Here is a 22764-nt window from a genome sequence, read left to right as displayed (position 1 = left end):
TTATTCGCTTTTAATTGCCAATGGAATGGCTGTTATTTTATAGACATTCAACCACGTTAGTAAAAATTGAATACATTTAGAGAGACAAAAAGATAACGCTGCACCAGTGAGCCCCCAATAATACGAGAATAAAGAAATTAATAATAAGTGAATAATGCCAGATATAATCGTTATTGTTGAAATTAACATGGTCTTTTTTTCGTAAAATAAATAGTTATTGATCATTAAATACATGCCACCAAATATCTGACCAAGAAAAATAAGACCCACAATATTGTTACTTATCATGTAATTTTCACCTGCGATGAATGTAATTAAGGCAGAGCCATGAAAAAAGAAGAATATTGATACTGTTAATAATGAAATAAAATAAACAGAGGTTAAAAGCCACAGTTTATTTTTGGTATTATCGTTGTTTTTATTTAATTGTTCAAATAACCACGGGTAATAGCTTTTGTTGATAGCATCAAACACAAAAATAAAAACAGTGCTAATTTGAAATACGACAAGATATGATGAAATAGTCGCAAGACCAAGGATGCCGCTAATAATGAATTTATCGGCCCCGACTAAGATAAAAATGCCAATTGAATGGGGAACTAATGGAAGACCTACCTTTAGAATATCTTTTATGATTGATATTGATACACGAGAGAAGATAAGCCACTTGTTTTTGATGATAATAAATATTGAATACAAAAAAAAACCGCAGAAATAGCCATTAAGGCATAGATCCTAGCATCTATTTTATCGTGTAATATATACAGTAGCATCAATGTAAATAATGAAGACAGTATAATATAGCAGGAGTTATAGAGTGAATATTGATATGCTTGCTTTCTCATTTGCCACTGCCATAAACAAAATTGAATAAAGGTTTGTGATATAGCAATGATCATTGCATATATAATCCACGATTCTGGCAATGATAATAATTCAGATAAAAATAATAAATTATTTGATAATATCAATGTAAAAAATAAGATAGAGAAGATAAGTATAATAATACAGCCACTATTATAGTGTTGAATGTCTTTATGTGTAGTCTCTTGGTCAAAAAACTTTATATTTGAAGCTTGAAAAACATTTAAGTGTAGAAAGGATAATAAACCAAAAATCAAGGTTTGGAATAATACTATTTGACTATATTCTTGAGTGGGAAGAAAACGCGTTAAAAATGGTAGAAGAAAGAGTAATGATAAACCATTCAAAATATTGGATATTAAATAAGCAGATGATTTTTTAAAAAAAGATGTCATAGAATATCCTATCCTGATATGTTTTTTATTTTAGTACAAAAATACTAAGCAATATTAATACCAACTAATATGCTATTTTCTTTTTTTTCTAAGTCTAAAAAAAGATAATTTTATTCGATACCATAACTGTCGTAAGGATGCGAATTTGTATCGACTTCGTGTCGGTATTTTCATTTTTGTGTCATTTTTTTTTGCAAATTGCGACCTAAATTGTATTTCCCATTGCTCGCCATATCTTTTTGCAAAACATTTTTCCATTTCAGCTTGAGCTTGGCAGCGATATTCATAAGCGGATTCATCAGCAAGGTTTAATTTATGTGCTTGATTTGTCTTCCAATGTACCCATAGATCGCGTGATACAACAGTTGTTAATCCGTGACTTAACGCCATATGTTGAAGCTCAATATCGATACCGTGTCCTCTTTTTAAGTCAGCATTGAAATAAGCGGCATGTTTTTTGTAACAGATAGATAAAAGTCGGTGCGAAACTAGAGTCATAATAGGTTGCGCGGAATAGACAGCACGATAGGGTATCGTTTGATGTACTAGGTCATGATGAGATTGTTCTGGCGTGATTTTTTCAGTCTCACCACCAATAAGGGAAGCCATGACGACACCAAAGGATTCTGATAGCTCATCAATCGTCTGATGACAGATATCAAAATAGTTAACGGCAGGATCAAGTTTTGCACTAGTCGTTATCAACAGATAGTAGTCAGAAGGACGATAAGTCATCAGAAATTGAAGGGTAGTATTTGCTTGTCCAGAAAATCGGACATTAAAAGGCAGTGATAAGTTGGTAGATAGTGCTTGAGGTGATTTATCTGAGCCATTATCAACGACAATAATATGTTCTGGTAAGAAACTATTCTTAATTAGAATGTCATATGTCTTATCTGTTTGCTCTGGAAGATTATAGTTAAAGATAACACATTGTATTTTCATTAATTATTATCCATAGGTAGTGTTATGAATAGAGTGATTAATAGAGTTACGATAACGGATGTATCTATACTCGATCGTTTAATAGCACTGCTATACAGTGTAGTTAGTTTTCCCGTATGGGTTTGCTACGCGATTCAAAACTATAGCTTATGTGGGCGAGTATTAAGCCGTTATGAATATTGTTGTGGGTTTGATTATCGATTTTGTGAGACCAGTCGATTAGCAAGACTCTTAGCTGTCGTAAAAGGAGACTTACATCTTATTGGTTATTCTCCAAAAATAGCATACAGCAGTGATAATCAATATGTAGGTGCTTTTTCTGCACGAGATATACATGAAAATTTAGGTATTAAGCCTATTGAATATCATCATTTAAATGATGATGTAGAGTTAAAAATTTATTGGTGGAAAAAATGCATATACCCATTGCTATATGCCTATTCTTTATTGTTTAAAGTAGTCGATAAACCAATCAATCAGCGAATAAAATGGTTTGGTATCGAAGTCTTTAATGGTCATCAAAATGTAGCCTTAAAAATAATCCAACAGCTAATTATAGCGATACCGAAGAAACATCCAAGCTTAATTGGTTATGTTAATGCTGATTGTTTAAATAAGCTTAAAGATAACCATCATTATCGTGAAAATTTATCTAAATTTAATTTAGTACTACCTGATGGCGTTGGTCTTAAATGGGCGTTAAAACTTAAAGGTATTTTGCCTGGTGATAATATAAATGGTACTGACTTTAGCCCAAAGATTTTAGAATTAGCAGCACAAAAAAATTGGTCAGTATTTTTTCTTGGTGGTGAACGAGATATTTCTAAAAAAGCATTAACTAGATTTAAAAATATATATCCAAAATTAAATATTGCTGGTAGCCATCATGGTTTTTTTGAAAATGATCAATTAGTTATCGATTATATTAATAAATCAAAAGCTCAGATTTTATTTGTTGGTTTTGGAACGCCGATACAAGAGCAATGGGTTGTTGATAATTATAAATATTTATCAGTTAATATTGTTATTTGTGTGGGAGGAATGTTTGATTTCTATGCAGGTAAGGTACGACGTGCACCTTTATTGATTAGACAGGTTGGTTTTGAATGGTTATATCGATTATATCAAGAGCCAAAAAGGTTATGGAACAGGTATGTTGTAGGTAACGCCAACTTTATTTTTTGGAATGTATCACATGCATTAGATATTCGAATGTTTTGTTTGAATTTTTTATCACGAACCATTGATGTGGTTATTTCTCTTATAGCATTAATGATATGGGCTCCATTCCATACCATTTTGTATTGTCTATTATTTATTACAGAACGGAAAAACCCAATATTTAAACAAGTAAGAGTTGGAAAAAATGGTCAACGTTTCACTATGTATAAATATACAACAATGGACAATAATATCATTTTAGACGAAGAGGAATTTAAACGGTATGTGAGTGATGGAATAAGATATAAAAACAAATTAGATCCAAGAATAACAAAATTTGGTTTTTGGTTAAGAAAGTTTTCTGTGGATGAGATCCCTCAATTTCTTAATGTATTAAAAGGTGAAATGAAATTGGTTGGGCCACGACCTGCTTTAGAGAAAGAAGTTGAAAAATACACTCAAGTTCATAAATTACGATTGTTAATAAAGCCAGGTATGACAGGGTTATGGCAAATATCTGGGCGTTCTGAATTATCATGTAATAAACAATTTGAGTTGGATTTACATTATGTTGTAACTAGAAATATAATGCTAGATTTACTCATTTTAATAAAAACAGTTCCTGCAGTACTTAGTGCGAGAGGAGCAATGTAATGCGATTAATGACTATTTTAGTAATGATTGTATTATTATTGGGTTGTACAAGTAATAATACTATTAATAGTTATAGTGCAACTAATTGTTTGAATTATTGCAACGAGAATTGTAATAATACATTATTACAACAAAATAAAAATAGTAATGTCAATGGAATGATAACTCAACAAAATTTAACGAAGATATTTAATACAAATGAAATATTATCATCTGGTGATGTATTAAATGTTAATATAATGAATAATGTGATTTTATCAAAAGATTATATCATTAAATCAAATGGTAAAATATATTTACCATGGATTGAGCCAATAAAAGCTGAAGGGTTATCAATTGATGAACTAAGTGATAATATACGCTATTCTTATGTGACTAATAAAGTTTTTAAGAAGGCTAGTTTTTACTCTGTTATTACGGTGATAAAATATGCTCCAATTTCAATAAAAGTAAATGGGGCTGTATTTAAACCTGGTTTTATTATTATTAATAAAAATGATCCGTTATTAAACCATTATAAAGATTTAGGTATTTCTCATACAGAGGATAAGATGCTTACTTTAGCGATTAAACTAGCAGGAGGAATAAAACCGACGGCTGATATAACAAATGTCAGATTAGTGCGTGATGGAGTAAGTTATACAATTGATCTTAATGGTGTTTTAAACGATGGTAGCTTTAAAGATATTCCATTAGCTAACGGTGATGAAATTTATATAGGATCCGCATCATGTGTCGATGTAGATTTGATACGAGTGTCGAAAATAACCCCAATTGGTATTAAACTATTTTTATCTAATACGACAATACCAGCAGAAAATAATAATTTAAGTAATATTAATCGTGATACGAGAGAAATGCCTTATGGTTCTCGGCTTATAGATGCCGCCTTTGGGGCTAATTGTATGGGAGGTACTGAGTCAACAAATAGTAATCGTGGTGTTTTATTAATAACATCACTAAATAATAATGATAATTTAGTAGCATTAAAAATTAGTACTTATGATTTAATTAAATATAGAAATAATCCGCATTATAATCCTTATTTAATGAATGGAGACAAGATGGCTTGTTATGATTCAGGGATGACAAATTATTTAGCTATTATTAAGTCATTAACGCAAACATTATTGCCAGTTACTCTTATGCATGGACTAATAGGATGGTAATTAAAGCATTAAAATATAATATTCTATTTTTTATTATAGGTTTTACTTTTATTTGGGGAGTACTTCTTGGGTCTTTAGTATTGAAAAATAAATATGAAGGGAGATTGACAATTATATTTCCATCTTCTCAATCAGATACACGGTTAAAGTTATTAAGTATTGGTGAGATGACAACAAATAATAAATCTATTTTTTCTAATATGAAAATAGATCCTAAAGAAACATATAAAGAGATTATTATGAGTAATGAATTAAGGGAAAGCATTGCTCATGATCTTGATGTACTATTAGTTAATATTCCCGTACCAAAAATTACTAATGTACCTCAAACACCATTAATTAAAATTTCGATGATTAGTGATCATAAGAAAAACTTGGTATCAATGCTAGATTCATTATTACATAACTTAAATAATAAAATAGAAGAGCATAGAATTAAATATATTGAGTTTAGAAATATATCTAATAAAAATAAAATTGACAATTCTAAATTTAAGATAGACTTGTTAACAGAAAAAATAAAAAACATTAGAGTTGAATATAATATTTTGCATGATGATTCTAATAACTATTACTCTGAAAAGTTATATAAACTAGATGATGTTTTTCGTAATAAAAAAATTGAACTTATATCATTAAAAACAAAACTAGAACAATTTGAGAAAGTTTTAAAGTTAACAGCAGAAGACGCATCATTAGCTCTATATATTAATTCAGATTATATTTTGAAACAGCTATATCAAGAAAGAGCTGAAGTATCATCAAAACTTTCATTATTAGCCGCTGTTAGTGGTGCGAATAATCCTGATTTTAAAAATATAAAAGAAGAATATCGCCAGTTAACAAAAAATATAAATCATAGACTGTCTTTTTTAAATAAAGGTCTAAATGACAATAATACAAAACGATTGATTTTAAATATAGATATTGATGAGCGTTCTGAAATATTTAAAGTTTATGTGCTAAACAAAATAGAATATCAAACAATAGTTAATGAATTTAATCAAATTGATATTGAGATAAAAACATTAAAAAATACATTAATAGAGATGTTAGATAAACAAAACCAATTAGAAATGTTAACTAAAAAGCTAGAACTCCATGAGGCAATATATTTTTCTAAATTAAGTAATGAGCAAGCTTATATTGATGATGCTGAATATATTTATCCTGACATTCAATTATGGGAAGAGGCTAAAATAGTAAATGAAAAAGGGAAATATACGCATATAATAATTATTATTATCGGTATTATCGCAACTATTATTTGGATTGTTATTTTATGTCTATTTTACAAAAAACAACATTTAAAAATATAGATGAAAAAATAATATATTACACTATAGTGCTTACTTATCCATTATATTTACTTGGTGGATTATATTTAGTTGGACCTGTTTTAGCTTGGTTTTTATTATACCATGCAGTAATAATTACATTTAATCATAAAGTTAAAATTCATTATTTAGCAATGCTTTGGTTGTTTTCAATATTATTAATTGAAATTGTTGTTGTTATTGGGTCGTTCAATACTGGCCATAGTTTATTAATGACGATTAAATCAACGATTGGTTGGGCAAAAGGATGGGCATTAATTGGTGTTTTTATTTTTATTGGTGCTATTTTACCTATAAGGTATTATATATTACAACAAGCGGTAATTAATATATTATGGCAAAGTTTATTAATATCACCACTTCTTATTATTGTGGCTTTTCTTGATTTTCCAACGTTGCTTTACATTTCACCTTTAAAAATATTCGGCGGTGGTGGCGAGCAATTTTTCAAAGTATGGTTGTACTGGAATGATATAAATACAGGATTACCACGCTGGCAATTATTTGCACCATGGTCACCAGCCTTAGCATTTTATGCATTATTAGCATTATCAATTATTTTACCAAGAGATTCTGACCGGTTAAAATATATTGCTATTTTTTCTTCTATCACCTTGATATTATTATCTGAATCTAGAGCTGGAGTGATAATCTTGCTCATATTATTATTTGTTTATTTTATTAGTTGTTTTTTTGATATTATTTATATTTTATTTATTCTTCTTGTCTCTATTTTGATATTTGGGGTTTTTGGAGAGGAAATAATTGGAGGTATATTAGATTCAATCAATTATATAAATAGTATGCGATCTGATTCTAGTATGATAAGGAAAACATTAAATAATATTGGGCTATATCGTTGGTATAATGAGTCTTTTTGGTTTGGTCATGGGAATGTTGAGCGAGGGCCTCATATCGTTCAATTTATGCCAATTGGAAGTCATAATACGTTTATTGGTTTATTATTCATAAAAGGTATTATAGGACTTTTATTATATGTAGTTCCTTTAATACTAACGACAGTATATTTGTTTTGTAAAAGTTTTATTCGACGTGATTATTTGGCTGGATTTTTTGTTATTCTTATTTTTTTAATGTATTCATTTACTGAAAATATTGAAATATTATCGTATCTGATGTGGCCAGGATGGTTATTTATTGGAATGTCATTAAGAGCATGTTCTTATCGCTGTGATCTTAATGCGATTGACTTTGAAGATAACGGCCAAGCTTTTGTTGTGCGAAAGTGAAGATACGATGAAAAACCGTCTTAGGTAATATAATTAGGAGTAGACTAGATCCTAAAGTGACAATTGTTCTCGTTGGCTCTTCAATTAATATATTAGGATAGATCCGTATAGCTTTAAATATGTAACAAATAGATTCTTTCTTTTTGTTTTTTATTATAGCCCAGCGTGAAATATATCGTAACTGATAAGAGAGCGCTTTATGTCTATATTGTTTAATTAGATTGGGGTTATAGTTTCGTACTTTAGTGTTCATTTTTAACCAATTTAAGAGTTGTTTTTTATAATCAGACGATAATCCTTGAATATTTATTCGATAGACAGTTAGTGGATAAGCTAATCCTTTCATTTTTAGATTTGTGATGGTAAATAGCCGCATCCAACATTCAACATCTTCAGATTGGGTTAATGATTCATCAAAAAATTGCATATCAGAATGGTGTTTTTGACAATAAAAGCCAATTTTTTTTAAGACGACTGTTTTAATGACAGCTGATGATCCATTGCCGATAGGATTTCGGCAATAAAGATCACTGATTGTGATGTTATTTATTTTAGGCGTCTGTTGTAGGTTAATGGATTCATTATCCATGTTTATTAGTTTCGATTGACTATAACTCATCGACACATCAGAATTTAATTGATGTAAATAATAATGGGCTTTTAACTTATCTTTATGCCACAAATCATCGCCATCTAAAAAAGCAATAAACGTGCCTTTAGCATGACGAATACCAGTATTTCGAGCGCCACTTAGGCCCCGGTTTTCTTGCTCGATAAGCCGAAATCGATCATCTTTTTCTGTAAATTGTTTGCATATATTAACGCTGTTATCTTTACTGCCATCGTTAACCATGAGTACTTCAAAATTTGAGAAGCTTTGTAGTAATACCGATTTTAAGCTATCACATAGATACTCTTCTACGTTGTAGATCGGTATTACAATCGAAAAAAAAGGAGTATTAGAAGAAGCCATATTTCGCCACCAATTCATCAACATGAATATCATTGGATATGTCATTTAAAATATGTCGCTCATTACGGGTGAGTGTAAGAGCCCGCTCAATTACTTGGTGTTCGACTTGCTGCGGTACAATAACAATGCCTTCATTATCGGCATAAATAAGACAATTGGGCTCAACAGTTACATTATCAAGCGTAATTGTTTTGTTGAAATGTTCAACTACCGCTCTATTTTTAACATCTTGGCAGTTATAACCTTTAGAAAATACAGGATAATTCAAGTTTGCGACATTCTGGCTGTCACGGGTTGCACCATCAATAATGGTTCCGATAGCTCCCGCTCTAATGGCTAAATTTGCATTTAATTCACCAAAATAGGCATAATCTGAAATTTCATTTTCAACAACAATAATGTCATTAGGGACAATATATTTATAAGTATTTAATGCATTGTAAATACCAGCAGGTGATTCGTCTTGGTGTTTTTTACGTAACTTTAAGGTTTTTGCACGGCCAAAAATTTTTGTCGGGGTATAAGGTTTAAGTTTTTTTATGACTTGGTTTGGGTAACCGAGTTCATCTAATATATCTGACAATATTGCACTCGATATTGATGCTGAAATATTTTGTAATAAATGATTTTCTTGTTCTCGTATTCCAGCAGCAATGAGATTGGCTAGTTGAAAATCTTCAGCCCAATTAACATCAATGGCTTCTATTGGTGTTGCGTAGATAAGGTAAGGATTATTACCTATACGTCGTTTTAATGTAAGCGCATGGTCACGATACATAATATACATACCCATGGTTTCTATGATCGTATCATTCAGATCGACACTATTGGGTATATGCTCAATATCATAACTAGGTTGGTTATTATTCCATAAATATTGTTTTTCTTTTTTTACCATCACGGCACTGTCATATGCAGGGTTGCTTATGAGTGTTGCTAAGGTATCTTCAATGGTTTGAATTTCAATAAATGGGCTGGTGCATAGTACTTGTAAATAAATATCAGCATCAATATGGGAAACTTCATTTAAAAATAAAGCATTACCATCGGTTGTGTTACTGGCTAGCTGAGGCTCTCGTTTCATGATGTGAATAGGAAGCTCGCTAGCGATATCTATAAATTGCTCGCTATCAGTATCAAGCCATACCTCATCAATAGATGGACACTTTATTAGTTTTTCTAACATATTGATAAATAAAGGCTTACCATCAAGTAATTGACTGTTTTTTGATGGTATGCGATCACTATTACCTTTTGCTGGAACAACTGCAATTATTTTCATATTTTCTTCCTGTAAATACGAGTATATACACCTGAGATATGCTGAATGTTGTTATGATATACTATAACAATAGTATTAATATTGTGTTGTTGCATAAGTTGTTCTGCATCATGTACCGTATGATTGTCATTTAAGGTTATTGGATTGACCGACATGATTTCCTTTGCTGGAATGTTTTGCCAATGTTGAGGGTTACGAGAGATAGCGCGATTAAGGTCGCCTTCGGTAATTAGGCCTTGGAGTTGTTGTTGGCTACCGACGAGTACACATCCTTGATGGCCTGATAATAATTGAGATAATACCTGTTGTAATGGGGTATCTGTATTAATAATAGGTACTGATTGCAACTGGGTTTTAAGTGGCTTTAACGCATTTAATCCTAAGTTGCCATGGGGATGATTTTTAGCAAAAACAGTCTTAGAAAAGGCATGATTTTTAGCTATGGCAATAGTGATAGCATCACCCATAACCAATGCACAAGTTGTTGAAGATGTCGGTAATATACTGTCAGAATCTGCTTCTATTGATGAACCTGCAATAAGATTTAGATCGGCTTGCATAGCGACGCTATTAGTATGATTTCGAGTTAACGTGATAGTAGGGATCTTACGCTGCTTAAGTTGATATTGTAGTGCAAGTATTTCAGGGGTTTCTCCAGAGTTGGAGATCAAAAAAGCCAGATCATGATGCTTTAATGGCCCTATATCACCATGCATGGCCTCACTTGCATGAAGGAATGTTGCATTAATGCCGAGGCTTTTTATTGAGCTTGTGATTTTATGGGCAATATGACCTGATTTACCGATACCTGAAAATATAATTTGACCTGTTTGACGTTGGATTAAATCCATCAATACTTCAGATTGCGTCGTTGTTAATTGGCGCTGCATATTTTGAAGTGCCCCAATTTGTAATGACATTGAATTAGATATTAGTGAATGCATTATATTTCTTGCCTCAAAATTGATTATTATTCTTAAAAATAAGCAAATATTAAGCCAATAGCGTAGTATCTTATTTGTCATATATATTATCAATTTCTGATATATTTTCTTATTACATGCATATTTTCCTATAAATAAGAGGTTTTATTTTATATTTTGTATTGAATATTTATTTTGCTTTGCTTTTTGCAAACGATAAAATAGATAACTATCATACTGATAATATAACGTTATTTATGGATTGGAACGGCAGTTATAAAGAAAATACCTGTCAAAAAATTATAATGGTAATAATTCAATGACAGATATTAACGTGATATCGAAAATTAAGGCTGAAGTATTAATGGTTCAATATCAGCTGTATTTCCTCGACAACGCTGACGAATATCTAACCACAGCATAGGAATAACAATAAAACTGAGTAGAACAGTTGATAATGGCATTGATAACCAGACCCCTTTTACGCCTAGCCATTGTGGTAGAAAGTATAAAAAAGGAAGTTGTACTAACATATTACTGACTGAAATAGCTAACGCTTTGCCTGCTTTATCTACCGCCATAAAGTACACCGTTGCAAGGACAATTAAGCCATCTAAAAACATTGCAAATAAGTGTAATTGAATGCCACCCACCGCTTCTGATGTCAATGCGGCATTACCGCTATTAAACAATCCAATCAATGTGCGTGGGAAACTGTACAGTAATGCAAACCATGTGATACCTGCAATAATGGTGACTTTAATTGCTAAGTATGTTGTTTTCTTAATGTTTCTTGGTTGTTTAGCACCATAGTAATAACTGACTGGTGGTTGCATGCCCTCTGCAATGCCTTCAGCGACTAAGTAATACAATGTCATCATATAGCCGACAATCGCAAATGCTCCGACTGTTAGTTCAGTACCATATTGCATAAATTGATAATTATGTAGTGCAACAACAAAGCTCGTATAGAGGTACATAATTAAGACTGATGAACCAAGGCTAACGATTTTCCAGCAGTGGTTTAATTGAATATTAATCATTGTTAAACGGATACGAAGCGGTGAATATGAAGAACAAAAGTAGAGGATCCCGCCTATAACTGTAATGGCTTGAGCAATAATAGTCGCAATCGCAGCACCTTGTAATTGCCAGTTGAAGACACCAATAAAGAGATAATCCAATCCAATATTGGTTAATGCTCCCGTAATTAATAAGCCAGTTGCTATTTTAGGGCTATCATCATTACGAATAATCATTGGAATTGCACCAGCAAAAATAGTCACAAATGCCGCCCAACCAAAACTTTGAACATATTGCAGTGCTAGTGTTTTTATGGAGTGGTTAGCACCTTGGATCGTTAATAATGTTTCACCAAAATGAACAAATAACACTAATGCAATAGTACTAACTACGGCAATTAATAGTACCGCATGATCTAATGCGCGCTGTGCATGTTGTGAATTATTTTCCCCTCTAGCGATAGAGATCAGTGTGCCACTACCAATACCGATCATCAAACCTAAACCTGATAATAAATAGGTAATCGGCCATGCCATATTAATCGCCGCTAATCCTTGATAACCCACATAGTGGCCAACAAAAATACCATCAACAATTTGATATAATCCAGTGACTAACATTGCAGCTATAGATGGAATAGCATAACGCCAAAAATTTTGGTTGATAGTGAGTGTTGGCGGTGGTAAGTGAGTAATTTGCATAAGATGCCTCATGATATTGATAACGGTATTATCCTTGTTTCTTAGATTGTTCAAAGATAATATCTATCTTATTTTCGGATGGTTTAAACTGTTATGGATTGGACATTAGATCAGCTCAATGCGTTTGTTATATCAGTAGAACAGGGATCGTTTTCAGGTGCCGCTCGGCGAATAGGCAAAGCACAATCACGTATCAGTACCGCAATTAGTAATCTTGAGGCTGATTTAGGCTTTGATTTGTTTGATCGTAGCGCCCGTTTACCTGTGTTAACGCCGGCTGGCGAGCAGATGTATGAAGAAGCAAAAGTGGTTTTAGCACAATGCGACCGATTACAATCGCGGGCGTTAACATTAACTAAAGGTGAGGAAGTATCACTTACGATCGCAATGGATGAGGCGACACCAACAACCGTATTTGAAGAGTTTTTTGAGCGCGTAGCCGTTACTTTTCCACTGTTAAAGTTGACTATTATCAGTGGTTCAAAAGATGATATTGCAAGTCAAGTTGACGACTTAACCGCTGATTTGGGGATTTTGTTTTTCAGTAAAACACTGCCTAATAGTTTAGAGTTTACCCCTATTTGTGAATTTAATTCATCGTTAATTGTGGCTAAAAATCATCCTTTAGCAACCGTATCAGCACCCACGATGCAGCAGTTAGGCCAATATCGACAATTATTAATTTGTGATCGAATGGGGTATTACCATACGGATGCACTTTCAGCTAACTACTGGCATATTGATAGTTATTATTCGATCACGGCATTTGTGTTGAGAAATATGGGATGGGCGTTTGTGCCTGATCATGTGTTTAATTATTCAATATTTAAAGATGGGGTAGTGCGGTTATCGATTGAAAATATTCCAACCTCGCCTTGGATTGATATGGGATTAGTAAAACGACGTGATCAAGGTAATGGCCCAGTATTACGTTGGATGTATCAAGAACTTAAAACAATGTTCGCACAACATAACTAGCAATTTTTGATTTAGAGATGGTAGAAAAAAAATGAAGAACACGGTGGCAAGAGATCCCCTACCATTAATTGTAGCGGGGCCTATTTTACGTAAAGCAACCGCAAAAGAATTAACATTATGGTTAGTGACAACGCGTCAATTTGAAGCTGATTTTAGTGTTTTCATGGGATCAAGTGAAACACCTTTTTATGAGGCAAAATTTGACGCTTCTCATCAAATTCAAATTGGTAAACATGCGTGGGTTGTACTCGCGCATTTTAAGGGTGATTTTCCGCAAGATACACCACTTGAATATCAAGTAACGACAGCTGAAGGCTTACTAACTGAATTAGTCCCTAATTTATTGTATGGCGATGAATCTCGTTTAAGTGTCGTCATTCAACAACGGGCTGACTATGTATTACATGGTTCGTGTCGTAATCCGCATTACCCAAGTAAAGACAGTTTAGTTGCCGCTGATCATAAAGTGAGTACGTTAGCTGCAATTGATCGCCCGAGCTTATTAATGATGAGCGGCGATCAAATTTATGCCGATCATGTTGCAGGGCCAATGTTGGATGCAATTGAACAAATAACGGTATTGTTAGGTTTACCTGATGAGACCTTTGAACAAGCGACAATTGCGGATACTACCGCGTTGTATCAACATCCACATAATATTTATGGTCGTGATAAATTACTACCGCATTATGTTAATAATGAAAGTTGGTGGCGACGTTGTTTGCCGACAACGACTCAGCCTATTTTTAGCTCGCGTGAATGTGAAAATCATTTAATTAGTTTCAGTGAATTTTTTGCGATGTATTTATTGGTGTGGTCACCAACATTGTGGCAATTTGTTGATCGTGACCGTTTTGTGCGTAATGGATATTGTAATGCAGGTGTTGCAGTCTCGCTTAAGTGGCAGCAAACATGGCAACATGAAGCACCTATTATTGATGATTTTGTCGCAGGGCTTGATAATGTCCGTCGATTAATGGCGCATATCCCAACGTATATGATTTTTGATGATCATGATATTACTGATGATTTTCAGCTTAATCGACGTTGGGAAACAGCAGCTTACGATAATTTATTTTCACGCCGTATTATTGGTAATGCTTTAATTAGTTATTGGTTATGTCAAGGCTGGGGGAATGCGCCCGAAAAATTCACGCCATCTTGTTTAGCATTAGCACGAACGTTTTTTAAGCAACCAACAGCTGAGAGGCATGATGCACTGGCTGCGTATTTTTATCGTTTTGAAGATTGGCACTATACAATCGCAACAGTGCCAAAGATTGTGGTGTTAGATACTCGTACACGTCGCTGGCGTTCAGAATCACATCCCAATCGCCCCTCAGGATTAATGGATTGGGAAGCATTGATTGAATTGCAGCAAGAATTATTACATGAACCTGCAGTCATCATTGTTTCTGCAGCTCCTATATTTGGGGTTAAATTTATTGAAACGTTACAACGAATGATGACGTTATTAGGACAACCTTTAGTGGTTGATGCTGAAAATTGGATGGCTCATCCAGGTTCTGCCAATACGTTATTAAGTATTTTTACCCATACTAAAACCCCAACGACATTTATAATATTATCGGGCGATGTTCATTATTCGTTTGCTTATGATATTACGTTACGTAATTTGAAAGGGCAGTTTAAAATCTTTCAAATAACGTGTAGTGGGCTGAAAAATGAATTTCCAACTCGATTATTGCGATTTTGCGATCTGATGGATCGGGGGCTTTATAGTCCACATTCGCCCCTGAACTGGTTTACTAAACGTAAGCGATTGTTGATTGAAAAACGGGATCCCGACATCGCGGGTCATCATCGGCTAATTAATCAGAGTGCTATTGGTGAATTATTCCTTGATCAACAGGGAACGCCATTAGTTATTGATATATTAACCGCTGAAGGAACCGTTATTCATTTTCCAGCGAAAGTTTCTTGATGATAAAATGACAGTATGTTCACCGTTGGTATATATATTATTTGATAATAATCATTCTAGGTTTATTTTATGTGATCGTTATTATTATCACTATTATTGATTAATAAAGTATTTAATAGTCTTATTTTTGTTGTCAAGGTGTGATCTGCTTTATTGTTTTTTACGTCTAAAAATGGATATTAATAGAGATGAATATAATTTCTCATATTTATGATTTTGTTTTTATAAATAAAACAGATTTAATACCGCAGAACCAAAAAAAATGACCTATTATTGACTTTGACATGACGTTAACTAGATATATTTCTCAAACTAATAGTAGATACTGTTAAGGTTATATTTTAAGGTGGATTTTACAGGAGTTGATATGAAAAGAAGTATTATTGCTATCGCTATTGCTGGTTTAGTGCTTGTTGGTTGTGATCAAGCAAGTCACGATTCGGCAAAAGAATCTGCGGCTTCAGTAAAGGCAACAGCAACACAGGTAAAAGAGGATGCTGCTACCACAACGGATGCAGTGCTTGATTCAACGAAGAAAGCGGTAAATGATTCTGCAGACGCTGTAAAAAATACAGTTAACGACGCAGTGAATAAAGCAAAAGAAATGAAAAATAGCGTAGTCGATAGTTCTGATGCGGCAATGGCTGATTCTAAGCAGGCAGTATCTGACTCGACTAATGTTGTTGAGGATAAAGCCTCTGAGCTAAAAGATAGCGCAGAAGATGCAACGACTAACGCTATTGATGCATCGAAAGAAGCGGCAGATAATACTAAGGCTGTGATGGAAAATGCAGCGACTGATGCTGCTAATAATGCGACAGAAGTAAAAGATAGCACTATTGATAAAACTAAATCAGCGATAAATGACGCCGCTGATATGATGAATAAATCTGTTGATTCAGCAGAGAAAAAAGTAACTGATCTAACAAATTAATCAATATAATAAAGTAATAAAAATATTGATATTCACATTAAGAAGCCGAGCATTATTAATTGAGTGCTCGGTTATTCTTTTTTCACAAGGAGTTTACGGTGAAAAAAAAATATTTATTGGCCGCGATGGTTGTACTTGCATTAGCAGGTTGTGATCAAGCAAAAAACAGCGCTAATGTTTCCACAGCAAAACAAGCTGACGTGCATACGGCACAAAATTCATTAGATTGGATGGGGGAATATAACGGCATTCAGCCTTGTGGTGATTGTTCTGGTATTGAGACGAGCTTAACCTTAAATAAAGACGGTACATTTGTTTTAAATGAAACCTACCAAGGTAAAGAGACGAAGCCATTTGTTAATAAAGGTAACTTTAAGTGGAATGATCATGGTGATACCATCACATTGAATCTTACCAGTAACAAGTCTGTGAAATATTTTGTGGGTGAGCGCCGTATTTTCCGACTTGATCAAAAAGGTCAGCGTATTACCGGTGATTTAGCCGATGCTTATACTCTTAAGCAAACTGATGATGATTAATTTATAAAAAAACACCCTGATGTCTTTTTATTAAGTATAGATATCAGGGTTTGTTATTGATAATAGATATTAGTTTATTTGTCTTGCCATTATTACTATGTTGTTAACCATTGCTTAATTATTGTGACCGTTGAATTTCATCATCTACCCAGCGTAATAACTGCTTGATTGCGCGTGATAAGACTTGATTCTGACGCACTATATAGCCAAGACTCGTGGTCGGGAAATGTGGTAACGGTGTAATGGTTGTTTGTAGATGTAATTTCGAATGCAATGAAAAACTAGGAACAATAGCTACCCCAAATCCCGCTTCTGCCCAATCAATTTGAGCATCAACACTGCTGACTTCCATCACATGATACTTAGCGAGTTGTAAGCTGGGTAATGCTAAATCAATTAATTCGCGAGTACGGGTATCGTGACCCAATAAAATTAATGTTGGTTCATCTGCGGCAAGAGCCGACTGTTCAATTATCGCTTCTGGATCTTGTGATAATTGTTGCCAACGTTTTAAGCCATTACCTAACGCGCACCATTTAACTTGGCGTAATTCCATAAAATGTAATGGTTGGCTTTCTTTCTGGGCAATCACAAATCCCAAATCAGCTTTGGCACTTTTTACGAGCTCTGTTGCTTGTGACGAGGTGGTATTAAAAAGAGATAAATCGATACCCGGATATTCTTTTTTAAACGCCTGAAATGGACTGATAAGTAACAATCGCGAGATAATATCACTGGCAGCAATTGTCAGTGTACCTTGGTTGAGTTCGTTAATCGCATTCAGATCAGCTTGGCAAATTTGTAATTCCATTAAGGTGTTTTCAGCGCTTTTCAGTAACCGTTCACCCGCTTGTGTTAAGCGAAATGGATTTCTTTCAATTAATTTTACTCGTGTTGTTTGTTCTAATTGTTTTATATGAAGGCTGACATTAGGTTGAGTCATGTGAAGCGAAATAGCTGTCTTTCCAAAATGTTGATGTTTAGAAAGTGCAACGAATGTATTGAGCCAATGCAAATCTATCATTTTTACCTTCTATTTGGTTTCGATGTTATTACTGTTTGCAATATTATCTGAATAAAGACAATGGATAATGTACGCCATATAAGAGATTCTTATCAAGTTAATAACGATTATTAATTATTTTTATTGAGCTATTGAGCATAGGATAGCTACATCGCTTTTAAGGAGAGTTAATTATGTCGTCTATTGTTGTTGTTGGTGCTAACTGGGGTGATGAAGGTAAAGGTCGTATTGTTGATTTCTTAGCAGACCAAGCTTCAGCTAGTATTCGTTTTCAAGGTGGTAATAACGCAGGTCATACTGTTGTTAATGATTTTGGTACTTTTAAACTACACCAATTACCAAGCGGCGTATTTAACCCTGATTGTATTGCTGTTTTAGGCCCTGGTATGGTTATCAGCCCAGAGAAATTAAGCCTAGAAATTGAAGAAGTTGCAGCCGCTGGTGTTGATGTGAAACTTTGCATCTCTGATCGTGCAACACTATGTCTACCATTACACGCACTAGAAGATACGCTAGAAGAAGAACGTCTAGGCGCTGGTGCTTACGGTTCAACTCGTCAAGGTATCGCACCTGCATATGGCGACCGTGTAATGAAGAAGGGTATTCTTATTGGTTGGTTAAATCAGCCTGCAGTACTTCTTGAGCGTATTCAATTCATGATGGATTGGAAACTGCCACAGCTTAAAGCGTTATATCCTTCAATGGAATTTACGCAAACTGCTGAAGAAATGACAGAGTGGCTTCTTGAAGTGTCTCAACCTTGGCGTGACAGTATTTGTAACGTTACTGAGCCACTAAAAGCACTACAAAAAGAAGACAAAACATTATTGTTTGAAGCACAGTTAGGCGCTGGCCGTGACTTAGTTTATGGGGAATACCCATGGACAACATCATCTAACGTAACTGCAGCTTATGCAGGTATCGGTAGTGGTTTACCAGCACTTCACCCTGAACGCGTTATTGCTGTTGCTAAATCATTCAGCTCTTCAGTAGGTACAGGTACTTTGATCACCGCAATGGAAGATCAAGACCAATTCCGTGAAGATGCTAAAGAATTCGGCGCAACAACAGGTCGTCCACGTGATATGGGTTACTTTGATGCAGTTGCAACACGTAATGGTGTTGAACTACAAGCAGCAACAGAAATCGCATTAACTAAGATTGACTGCCTAAGTGGCATGAAAGATCTTAAGATCTGTGTTGCTTACAACGGTGACCACACTGAAAACCCAATTTGGCCTCAAACTGCATCTCTAACAGCAGTCTATGAGCAAATGATGGGTTGGAATGAAGACATTACGGGTTGCCGTAAGTTTGAAGAACTACCAGAAGGTGCACAACAGTACGTACTTCGCATTGAAGAACTAATGGGTGTGCCAGTTAAAATGGTATCAGTAGGTCCTGAGCGCGAACAAATGATCCTACGTTAATCGTAGCGTAATCCGACATTATAACGGGCGAGTTACTTAGTAACTCGCCCGTTTTTTTATCTGTTTATTTATACGTAACTTAAGGGCAGGCAATGGATATAATCGGTGTACTTATCATGACAAGGGCACACCCTTGACTCTCGATATGAGTTACTCTTGTCACGAGGGCTCAAGTAAGCTTCTTTGTCAGTTTAGTGGATTATTACTAATTTATTTTGCAATTTTTACAACGTGATTTTCCCGTAAATAAATAGGAAATTTTGTAGCGATTACGGGCGAAAAATAAATAACATTTATCGGCAAAAAAACTAATGATAGGCCAGCGCAGTAATGCTAGCCATTTTTTCTTTCCTATTGATTTCCAAGCAAGGCAAGCAAGGCAAGTGACATCAAGTCCAAGTAATAATTGGGGTGATTGTTGAGGATCAGGAAAATATAAACCATGTAATATTGTTGAGGCGTCAGTAATCTTTATATAAGGGAAACGTTGATTAAAATCAGGTGCAAGAATATCCTCAAACAAAAGCTGTTGATGATTATTGTGTGTTTGTAGTTGACGCATTTCAGTAACACAGAGTGGACAACTGCTGTCATAGAATAAGATTAATTTCATAAGATCCTCCTGATACCTATTAATAATAGCGACTAATTAGCATTCTTTGGCTAATTTTATTATTTAAGGTTACATCGACTGTAAAACCTAGGATAATAGTGATTATCTATCGTTAATTTTCGGTTGTGAATGATTAACGAGAAAATTTTAAACTTCTAGGATATTGATTATGCGCGCTTTCGTATTACGAGCCCGTTCTGCTCCAACAGACAGTAAGATGTTATTAGCTTCAGTTGGACAAGATGCTCACACTGAGATTTTGGCTCACGTTTTAATGAATGCTATTTTTGTAGCGCAATCACATCGTGAAGATATTATGGTGCATTTAGTTCTTGAAAGTACTCAAGACTTCTCTCGCACTATTAGCTTTAATTCTAATGATATTACTAATTTATCAGGTTTCCATGAGCAAGCTTGGCTTGATAAAATTGCGCATGCTCTAGATAAGTCATTAGGTATGGCGAAAGAACAACAACGTAATGTTGAACCGGGTATTGTTGTTCGTACCATTAGTTTTGAAAAATTAGTGAGCGAGCTGGCAGAAGATTACCAATTATATATGCTCGATAAAAAAGGTGACTTTATTCGAGATATCGAGCTAGCTGCAAATCCTTGTTTTTTACTGACAGATCATATGCCGATGCCGAAAAAAAGCTTTAATAGCTTAAAGCGTTTAGGTGCGAAAAAAATCAGTTTAGGGCCGAAGATGTTATTTGCATCGCAATGTATTGTATTAATACATAATGAATTGGATTTAACGCTATAATTTTTATTGTTATTAGTTGTTAATAAATAAAAGCCGTTAAGTGGTTGTTGATGTTTCAACCGATCATTTAACGTTTTTTTTATTGTGATAAAAATGAATTAATATGCATATGTTGGGTTTTAAGTGATTTTTTATGTGATGTTGGTTGCAAAAGTGTAACTGTAAGTAGATGATGTTGATAAATGGCATATAATCGTTTGCCATTTTTTATATACGATAATATCCATTTTATTTATATGAAAATTAAGATACTAAATATGGAGTAAGATTAAGCTTGAGCTTGAGCTTGTTCAGTGTATTTTCAGTATTAAATACCAACGGTATTTCAAATCAAATAACAATTATTACCGTTAGCCTATATGGCCCCTTTATTAGGAAACAATATGCAATTATCCTCTCAGCCTAAAGGGCTTTTTCACCTCATTGCGATACAGATGTGGGAATTCTTTAGTTATTACGGCATGCGGTCGTTATTAATCCTCTTTTTAACTCAAAAACTTTTAATGTCTGATGACCATGCGTATGCCCTTTATGGTGCTTATACGTCATTAGTTTATGTTACCCCTATCCTCGGTGGCTACCTAGCTGACCGTTATTTGGGTAATTATTGGTCAGTGATTATTGGTGGTTCATTAATGGTTGCTGGGCACGCTGTGCTGAGTATTCCAAGTCATGATAATACGGTACTTTATGCAGCATTAGCATTGATTATTTGTGGTTATGGTTTTTTTAAAACTAACTCAAGTTGTTTATTGGGTGAGTTATATAAAGACCATGAAGAGGCACGTGAATCTGGATTTTCTATTTCTTATATTGGCGGTAATGTTGGCTCAGCATTAGCACCGATATTCTGTGGTTACGCGGCGAGTCGTTGGGGCTGGAACGTCGGTTTTGCACTTGCTGGTATCGGTATGCTTATTGGTTTGATTATCTTTAGTACTGGGCGTAAACACTTCGCACATGTACAAAAAGCTAACCTACCAGCATTACGTAAAAAGACCGCAGGTTTTAGCCATTGGCAATTGATTATTCTTGGCGTCATTGTTTGTGCTACGGGTTTAGTCTTCGTCTTACAAGATTTACTTGCAGGTTATATTCTTGCTGTTGTTTTGGTTTTCTCTGCATTACAGATGTTCCGTTTATACCGTAAGAGTAGTACAGAAGATCGTAAGAAATTAAATGCAATTATTTACTTTATGTTGTTTGGTATGGTGTTCTGGGCATTTGATCAGCAAGGTGGTAGTTCTATCAGTTTGTTCATTGAGCGTAATATTGATACCGATATTTTTGGCTACCATATTCCAACAGCATTTTTCCAATCAGTGAACCCTGTTGCGGTTATTGTGGGTGGTATTGCTGTTGCATGGTTGTGGAAAGTATTAGCTGCTCGTCAAATTTCAGTACGGACTTTGACTAAACTTAATCTGGGTTTATTCCTGCTTACTGCTGGGTTTAGTTTGATTGCTTTATCGTCTAAATTAGCAATGGCTAGCGGTCACACAACATTCCTATGGTTATTTATTGGTTTGTTCTTAATTGGTATTGCCGAGCTATTTATTGACCCTGTAGCGTTATCCGCGATTACACGTATGAACCCTCAAGGTGCAACGGGTACAGTGGCGGGTATTTATATGCTAATGGGTGGCTCAGTGGCTAACTACTTAGCCGCTAATATTGCAGAGTTAACATCAACCGGTACGCAAGCAACGAATGCGGCTGATTTGATTGCATCTGCAGCTCAGTATCACCATGTGTTCCAATCAATATTTATTGTAACCGTGGTCGTCTTTATCTTGGGTTTATTAGTGAATTTCAAAACGCGTAACGAACCTGAATACGATTAATTTCTATTCTTAGA

The 22764-nt window shown here is 34.3% G+C and carries 20 protein-coding genes; 11 read left to right on the top strand and 9 right to left on the bottom strand.

Translation table 11 applies throughout. The features are described from left to right. The 3 genes from GLP24_RS10725 to GLP24_RS10715 form a co-directional block, all read right to left on the bottom strand. Positions 1-699 (bottom strand): lipopolysaccharide biosynthesis protein, encoded by a 699-nt coding sequence (locus GLP24_RS10725; protein ID WP_232615994.1) that lies wholly within the window; start codon positions 697-699, stop codon positions 1-3. After that, positions 630-1259, bottom strand: coding sequence for a hypothetical protein (locus tag GLP24_RS10720; RefSeq protein ID WP_232615993.1), 630 nt, complete (start codon positions 1257-1259; stop codon positions 630-632). The genes GLP24_RS10725 and GLP24_RS10720 overlap by 70 nt, the downstream gene beginning before the upstream one ends. A gap of 72 nt (positions 1260-1331) precedes the next feature. After that, positions 1332-2204: a glycosyltransferase family protein gene (locus tag GLP24_RS10715; protein ID WP_232615992.1), complete on the bottom strand. Its 873-nt coding sequence runs from the start codon at positions 2202-2204 to the stop codon at positions 1332-1334. A gap of 24 nt (positions 2205-2228) precedes the next feature. Between GLP24_RS10715 and GLP24_RS10710 the strand changes: the two genes are divergently transcribed. Genes GLP24_RS10710 through GLP24_RS10695 form a run of 4 tightly spaced genes read left to right on the top strand, consistent with a single transcriptional unit; the run spans position 2229 to position 7775 of the window. After that, positions 2229-4019, top strand: a complete 1791-nt coding sequence (locus GLP24_RS10710) for a WecB/TagA/CpsF family glycosyltransferase (RefSeq protein WP_232601522.1) — start codon at positions 2229-2231, stop codon at positions 4017-4019. Further along, positions 4019-5188 carry a polysaccharide biosynthesis/export family protein gene (locus GLP24_RS10705; RefSeq protein WP_232615991.1) on the top strand — a complete coding sequence of 390 codons (1170 nt, stop codon included), beginning with the start codon at positions 4019-4021 and terminating at the stop codon, positions 5186-5188. The genes GLP24_RS10710 and GLP24_RS10705 overlap by 1 nt, the downstream gene beginning before the upstream one ends. Next, positions 5182-6507, top strand: coding sequence for a GumC domain-containing protein (locus GLP24_RS10700; protein ID WP_232602312.1), 1326 nt, complete (start codon positions 5182-5184; stop codon positions 6505-6507). Before GLP24_RS10705 ends, GLP24_RS10700 begins: the two co-directional genes overlap by 7 nt. Beyond that, on the top strand, positions 6471-7775 hold the full coding sequence (locus tag GLP24_RS10695) for an O-antigen ligase family protein (RefSeq protein ID WP_232603866.1): 1305 nt from the start codon (positions 6471-6473) through the stop codon (positions 7773-7775). The genes GLP24_RS10700 and GLP24_RS10695 overlap by 37 nt, the downstream gene beginning before the upstream one ends. On the opposite strand, the gene GLP24_RS10690 is transcribed toward GLP24_RS10695, so the two are convergent. From GLP24_RS10690 to GLP24_RS10675, 4 genes are all read right to left on the bottom strand, one after another. After that, the gene (locus GLP24_RS10690; protein WP_232615990.1) at positions 7723-8748 is read right to left on the bottom strand and encodes a glycosyltransferase family 2 protein; all 1026 of its coding nucleotides are present in this window, start codon (positions 8746-8748) and stop codon (positions 7723-7725) included. The two genes, GLP24_RS10695 and GLP24_RS10690, sit on opposite strands and share 53 nt — an antisense overlap. Further along, a complete protein-coding gene (locus GLP24_RS10685) occupies positions 8735-10030 on the bottom strand; it encodes an RraA family protein (RefSeq protein ID WP_232583331.1) in 1296 nt (431 codons plus the stop codon). The genes GLP24_RS10690 and GLP24_RS10685 overlap by 14 nt, the downstream gene beginning before the upstream one ends. Beyond that, positions 10027-10974 carry an SIS domain-containing protein gene (locus GLP24_RS10680; RefSeq protein ID WP_232576729.1) on the bottom strand — a complete coding sequence of 316 codons (948 nt, stop codon included), beginning with the start codon at positions 10972-10974 and terminating at the stop codon, positions 10027-10029. Before GLP24_RS10680 ends, GLP24_RS10685 begins: the two co-directional genes overlap by 4 nt. Positions 10975-11300: 326 nt before the next feature. Then, positions 11301-12677: an MATE family efflux transporter gene (locus GLP24_RS10675; protein WP_232599530.1), complete on the bottom strand. Its 1377-nt coding sequence runs from the start codon at positions 12675-12677 to the stop codon at positions 11301-11303. Positions 12678-12770: 93 nt separating this feature from the next. Here GLP24_RS10675 and GLP24_RS10670 point away from each other — a divergent pair, with 93 nt between their 5' ends. The 4 genes from GLP24_RS10670 (at position 12771) to GLP24_RS10655 (ending at position 17073) form a co-directional block, all read left to right on the top strand. Next, entirely contained in the window at positions 12771-13655 is an 885-nt protein-coding gene (locus GLP24_RS10670; protein WP_101767923.1) for a LysR family transcriptional regulator, read from the top strand. A 31-nt stretch (positions 13656-13686) separates the two neighbouring features. After that, a complete protein-coding gene (locus tag GLP24_RS10665) occupies positions 13687-15600 on the top strand; it encodes a metallophosphoesterase family protein (protein WP_232615989.1) in 1914 nt (637 codons plus the stop codon). Positions 15601-15967: 367 nt separating this feature from the next. Next, on the top strand, positions 15968-16534 hold the full coding sequence (locus GLP24_RS10660) for a hypothetical protein (protein WP_152653395.1): 567 nt from the start codon (positions 15968-15970) through the stop codon (positions 16532-16534). 98 nt (positions 16535-16632) lie between these two features. Continuing rightward, on the top strand, positions 16633-17073 hold the full coding sequence (locus GLP24_RS10655) for a copper resistance protein NlpE (protein WP_101767926.1): 441 nt from the start codon (positions 16633-16635) through the stop codon (positions 17071-17073). A 118-nt stretch (positions 17074-17191) separates the two neighbouring features. Here the strand turns inward: GLP24_RS10655 and GLP24_RS10650 are convergent, their stop codons facing one another. Further along, complete coding sequence (locus GLP24_RS10650) at positions 17192-18097, bottom strand: LysR family transcriptional regulator (RefSeq protein ID WP_101767927.1); 906 nt, start codon at positions 18095-18097, stop codon at positions 17192-17194. 173 nt (positions 18098-18270) lie between these two features. Between GLP24_RS10650 and GLP24_RS10645 the strand changes: the two genes are divergently transcribed. Next, on the top strand, positions 18271-19527 hold the full coding sequence (locus GLP24_RS10645; RefSeq protein WP_101767928.1) for an adenylosuccinate synthase: 1257 nt from the start codon (positions 18271-18273) through the stop codon (positions 19525-19527). A gap of 205 nt (positions 19528-19732) precedes the next feature. Here GLP24_RS10645 and GLP24_RS10640 read toward each other — a convergent pair whose 3' ends face one another. Beyond that, a complete protein-coding gene (locus GLP24_RS10640) occupies positions 19733-20140 on the bottom strand; it encodes a thiol-disulfide oxidoreductase DCC family protein (protein ID WP_232615988.1) in 408 nt (135 codons plus the stop codon). Positions 20141-20309: 169 nt separating this feature from the next. On the opposite strand from GLP24_RS10640, the gene trmY reads away from it, so the two are divergent. Both trmY and GLP24_RS10630 read left to right on the top strand, forming a co-directional pair. Beyond that, positions 20310-20906 carry a tRNA (pseudouridine(54)-N(1))-methyltransferase TrmY gene (gene trmY, locus GLP24_RS10635; protein WP_232615987.1) on the top strand — a complete coding sequence of 199 codons (597 nt, stop codon included), beginning with the start codon at positions 20310-20312 and terminating at the stop codon, positions 20904-20906. 383 nt (positions 20907-21289) lie between these two features. After that, complete coding sequence (locus GLP24_RS10630) at positions 21290-22750, top strand: peptide MFS transporter (RefSeq protein WP_101767931.1); 1461 nt, start codon at positions 21290-21292, stop codon at positions 22748-22750. Positions 22751-22764 lie beyond the last annotated feature (14 nt).

It is taken from the genome of Photobacterium carnosum (assembly GCF_021236965.1).
Taxonomy (GTDB): Bacteria; Pseudomonadota; Gammaproteobacteria; order Enterobacterales; family Vibrionaceae; genus Photobacterium; species Photobacterium carnosum.
This window is presented reverse-complemented; position numbering and strand designations above follow the sequence as displayed.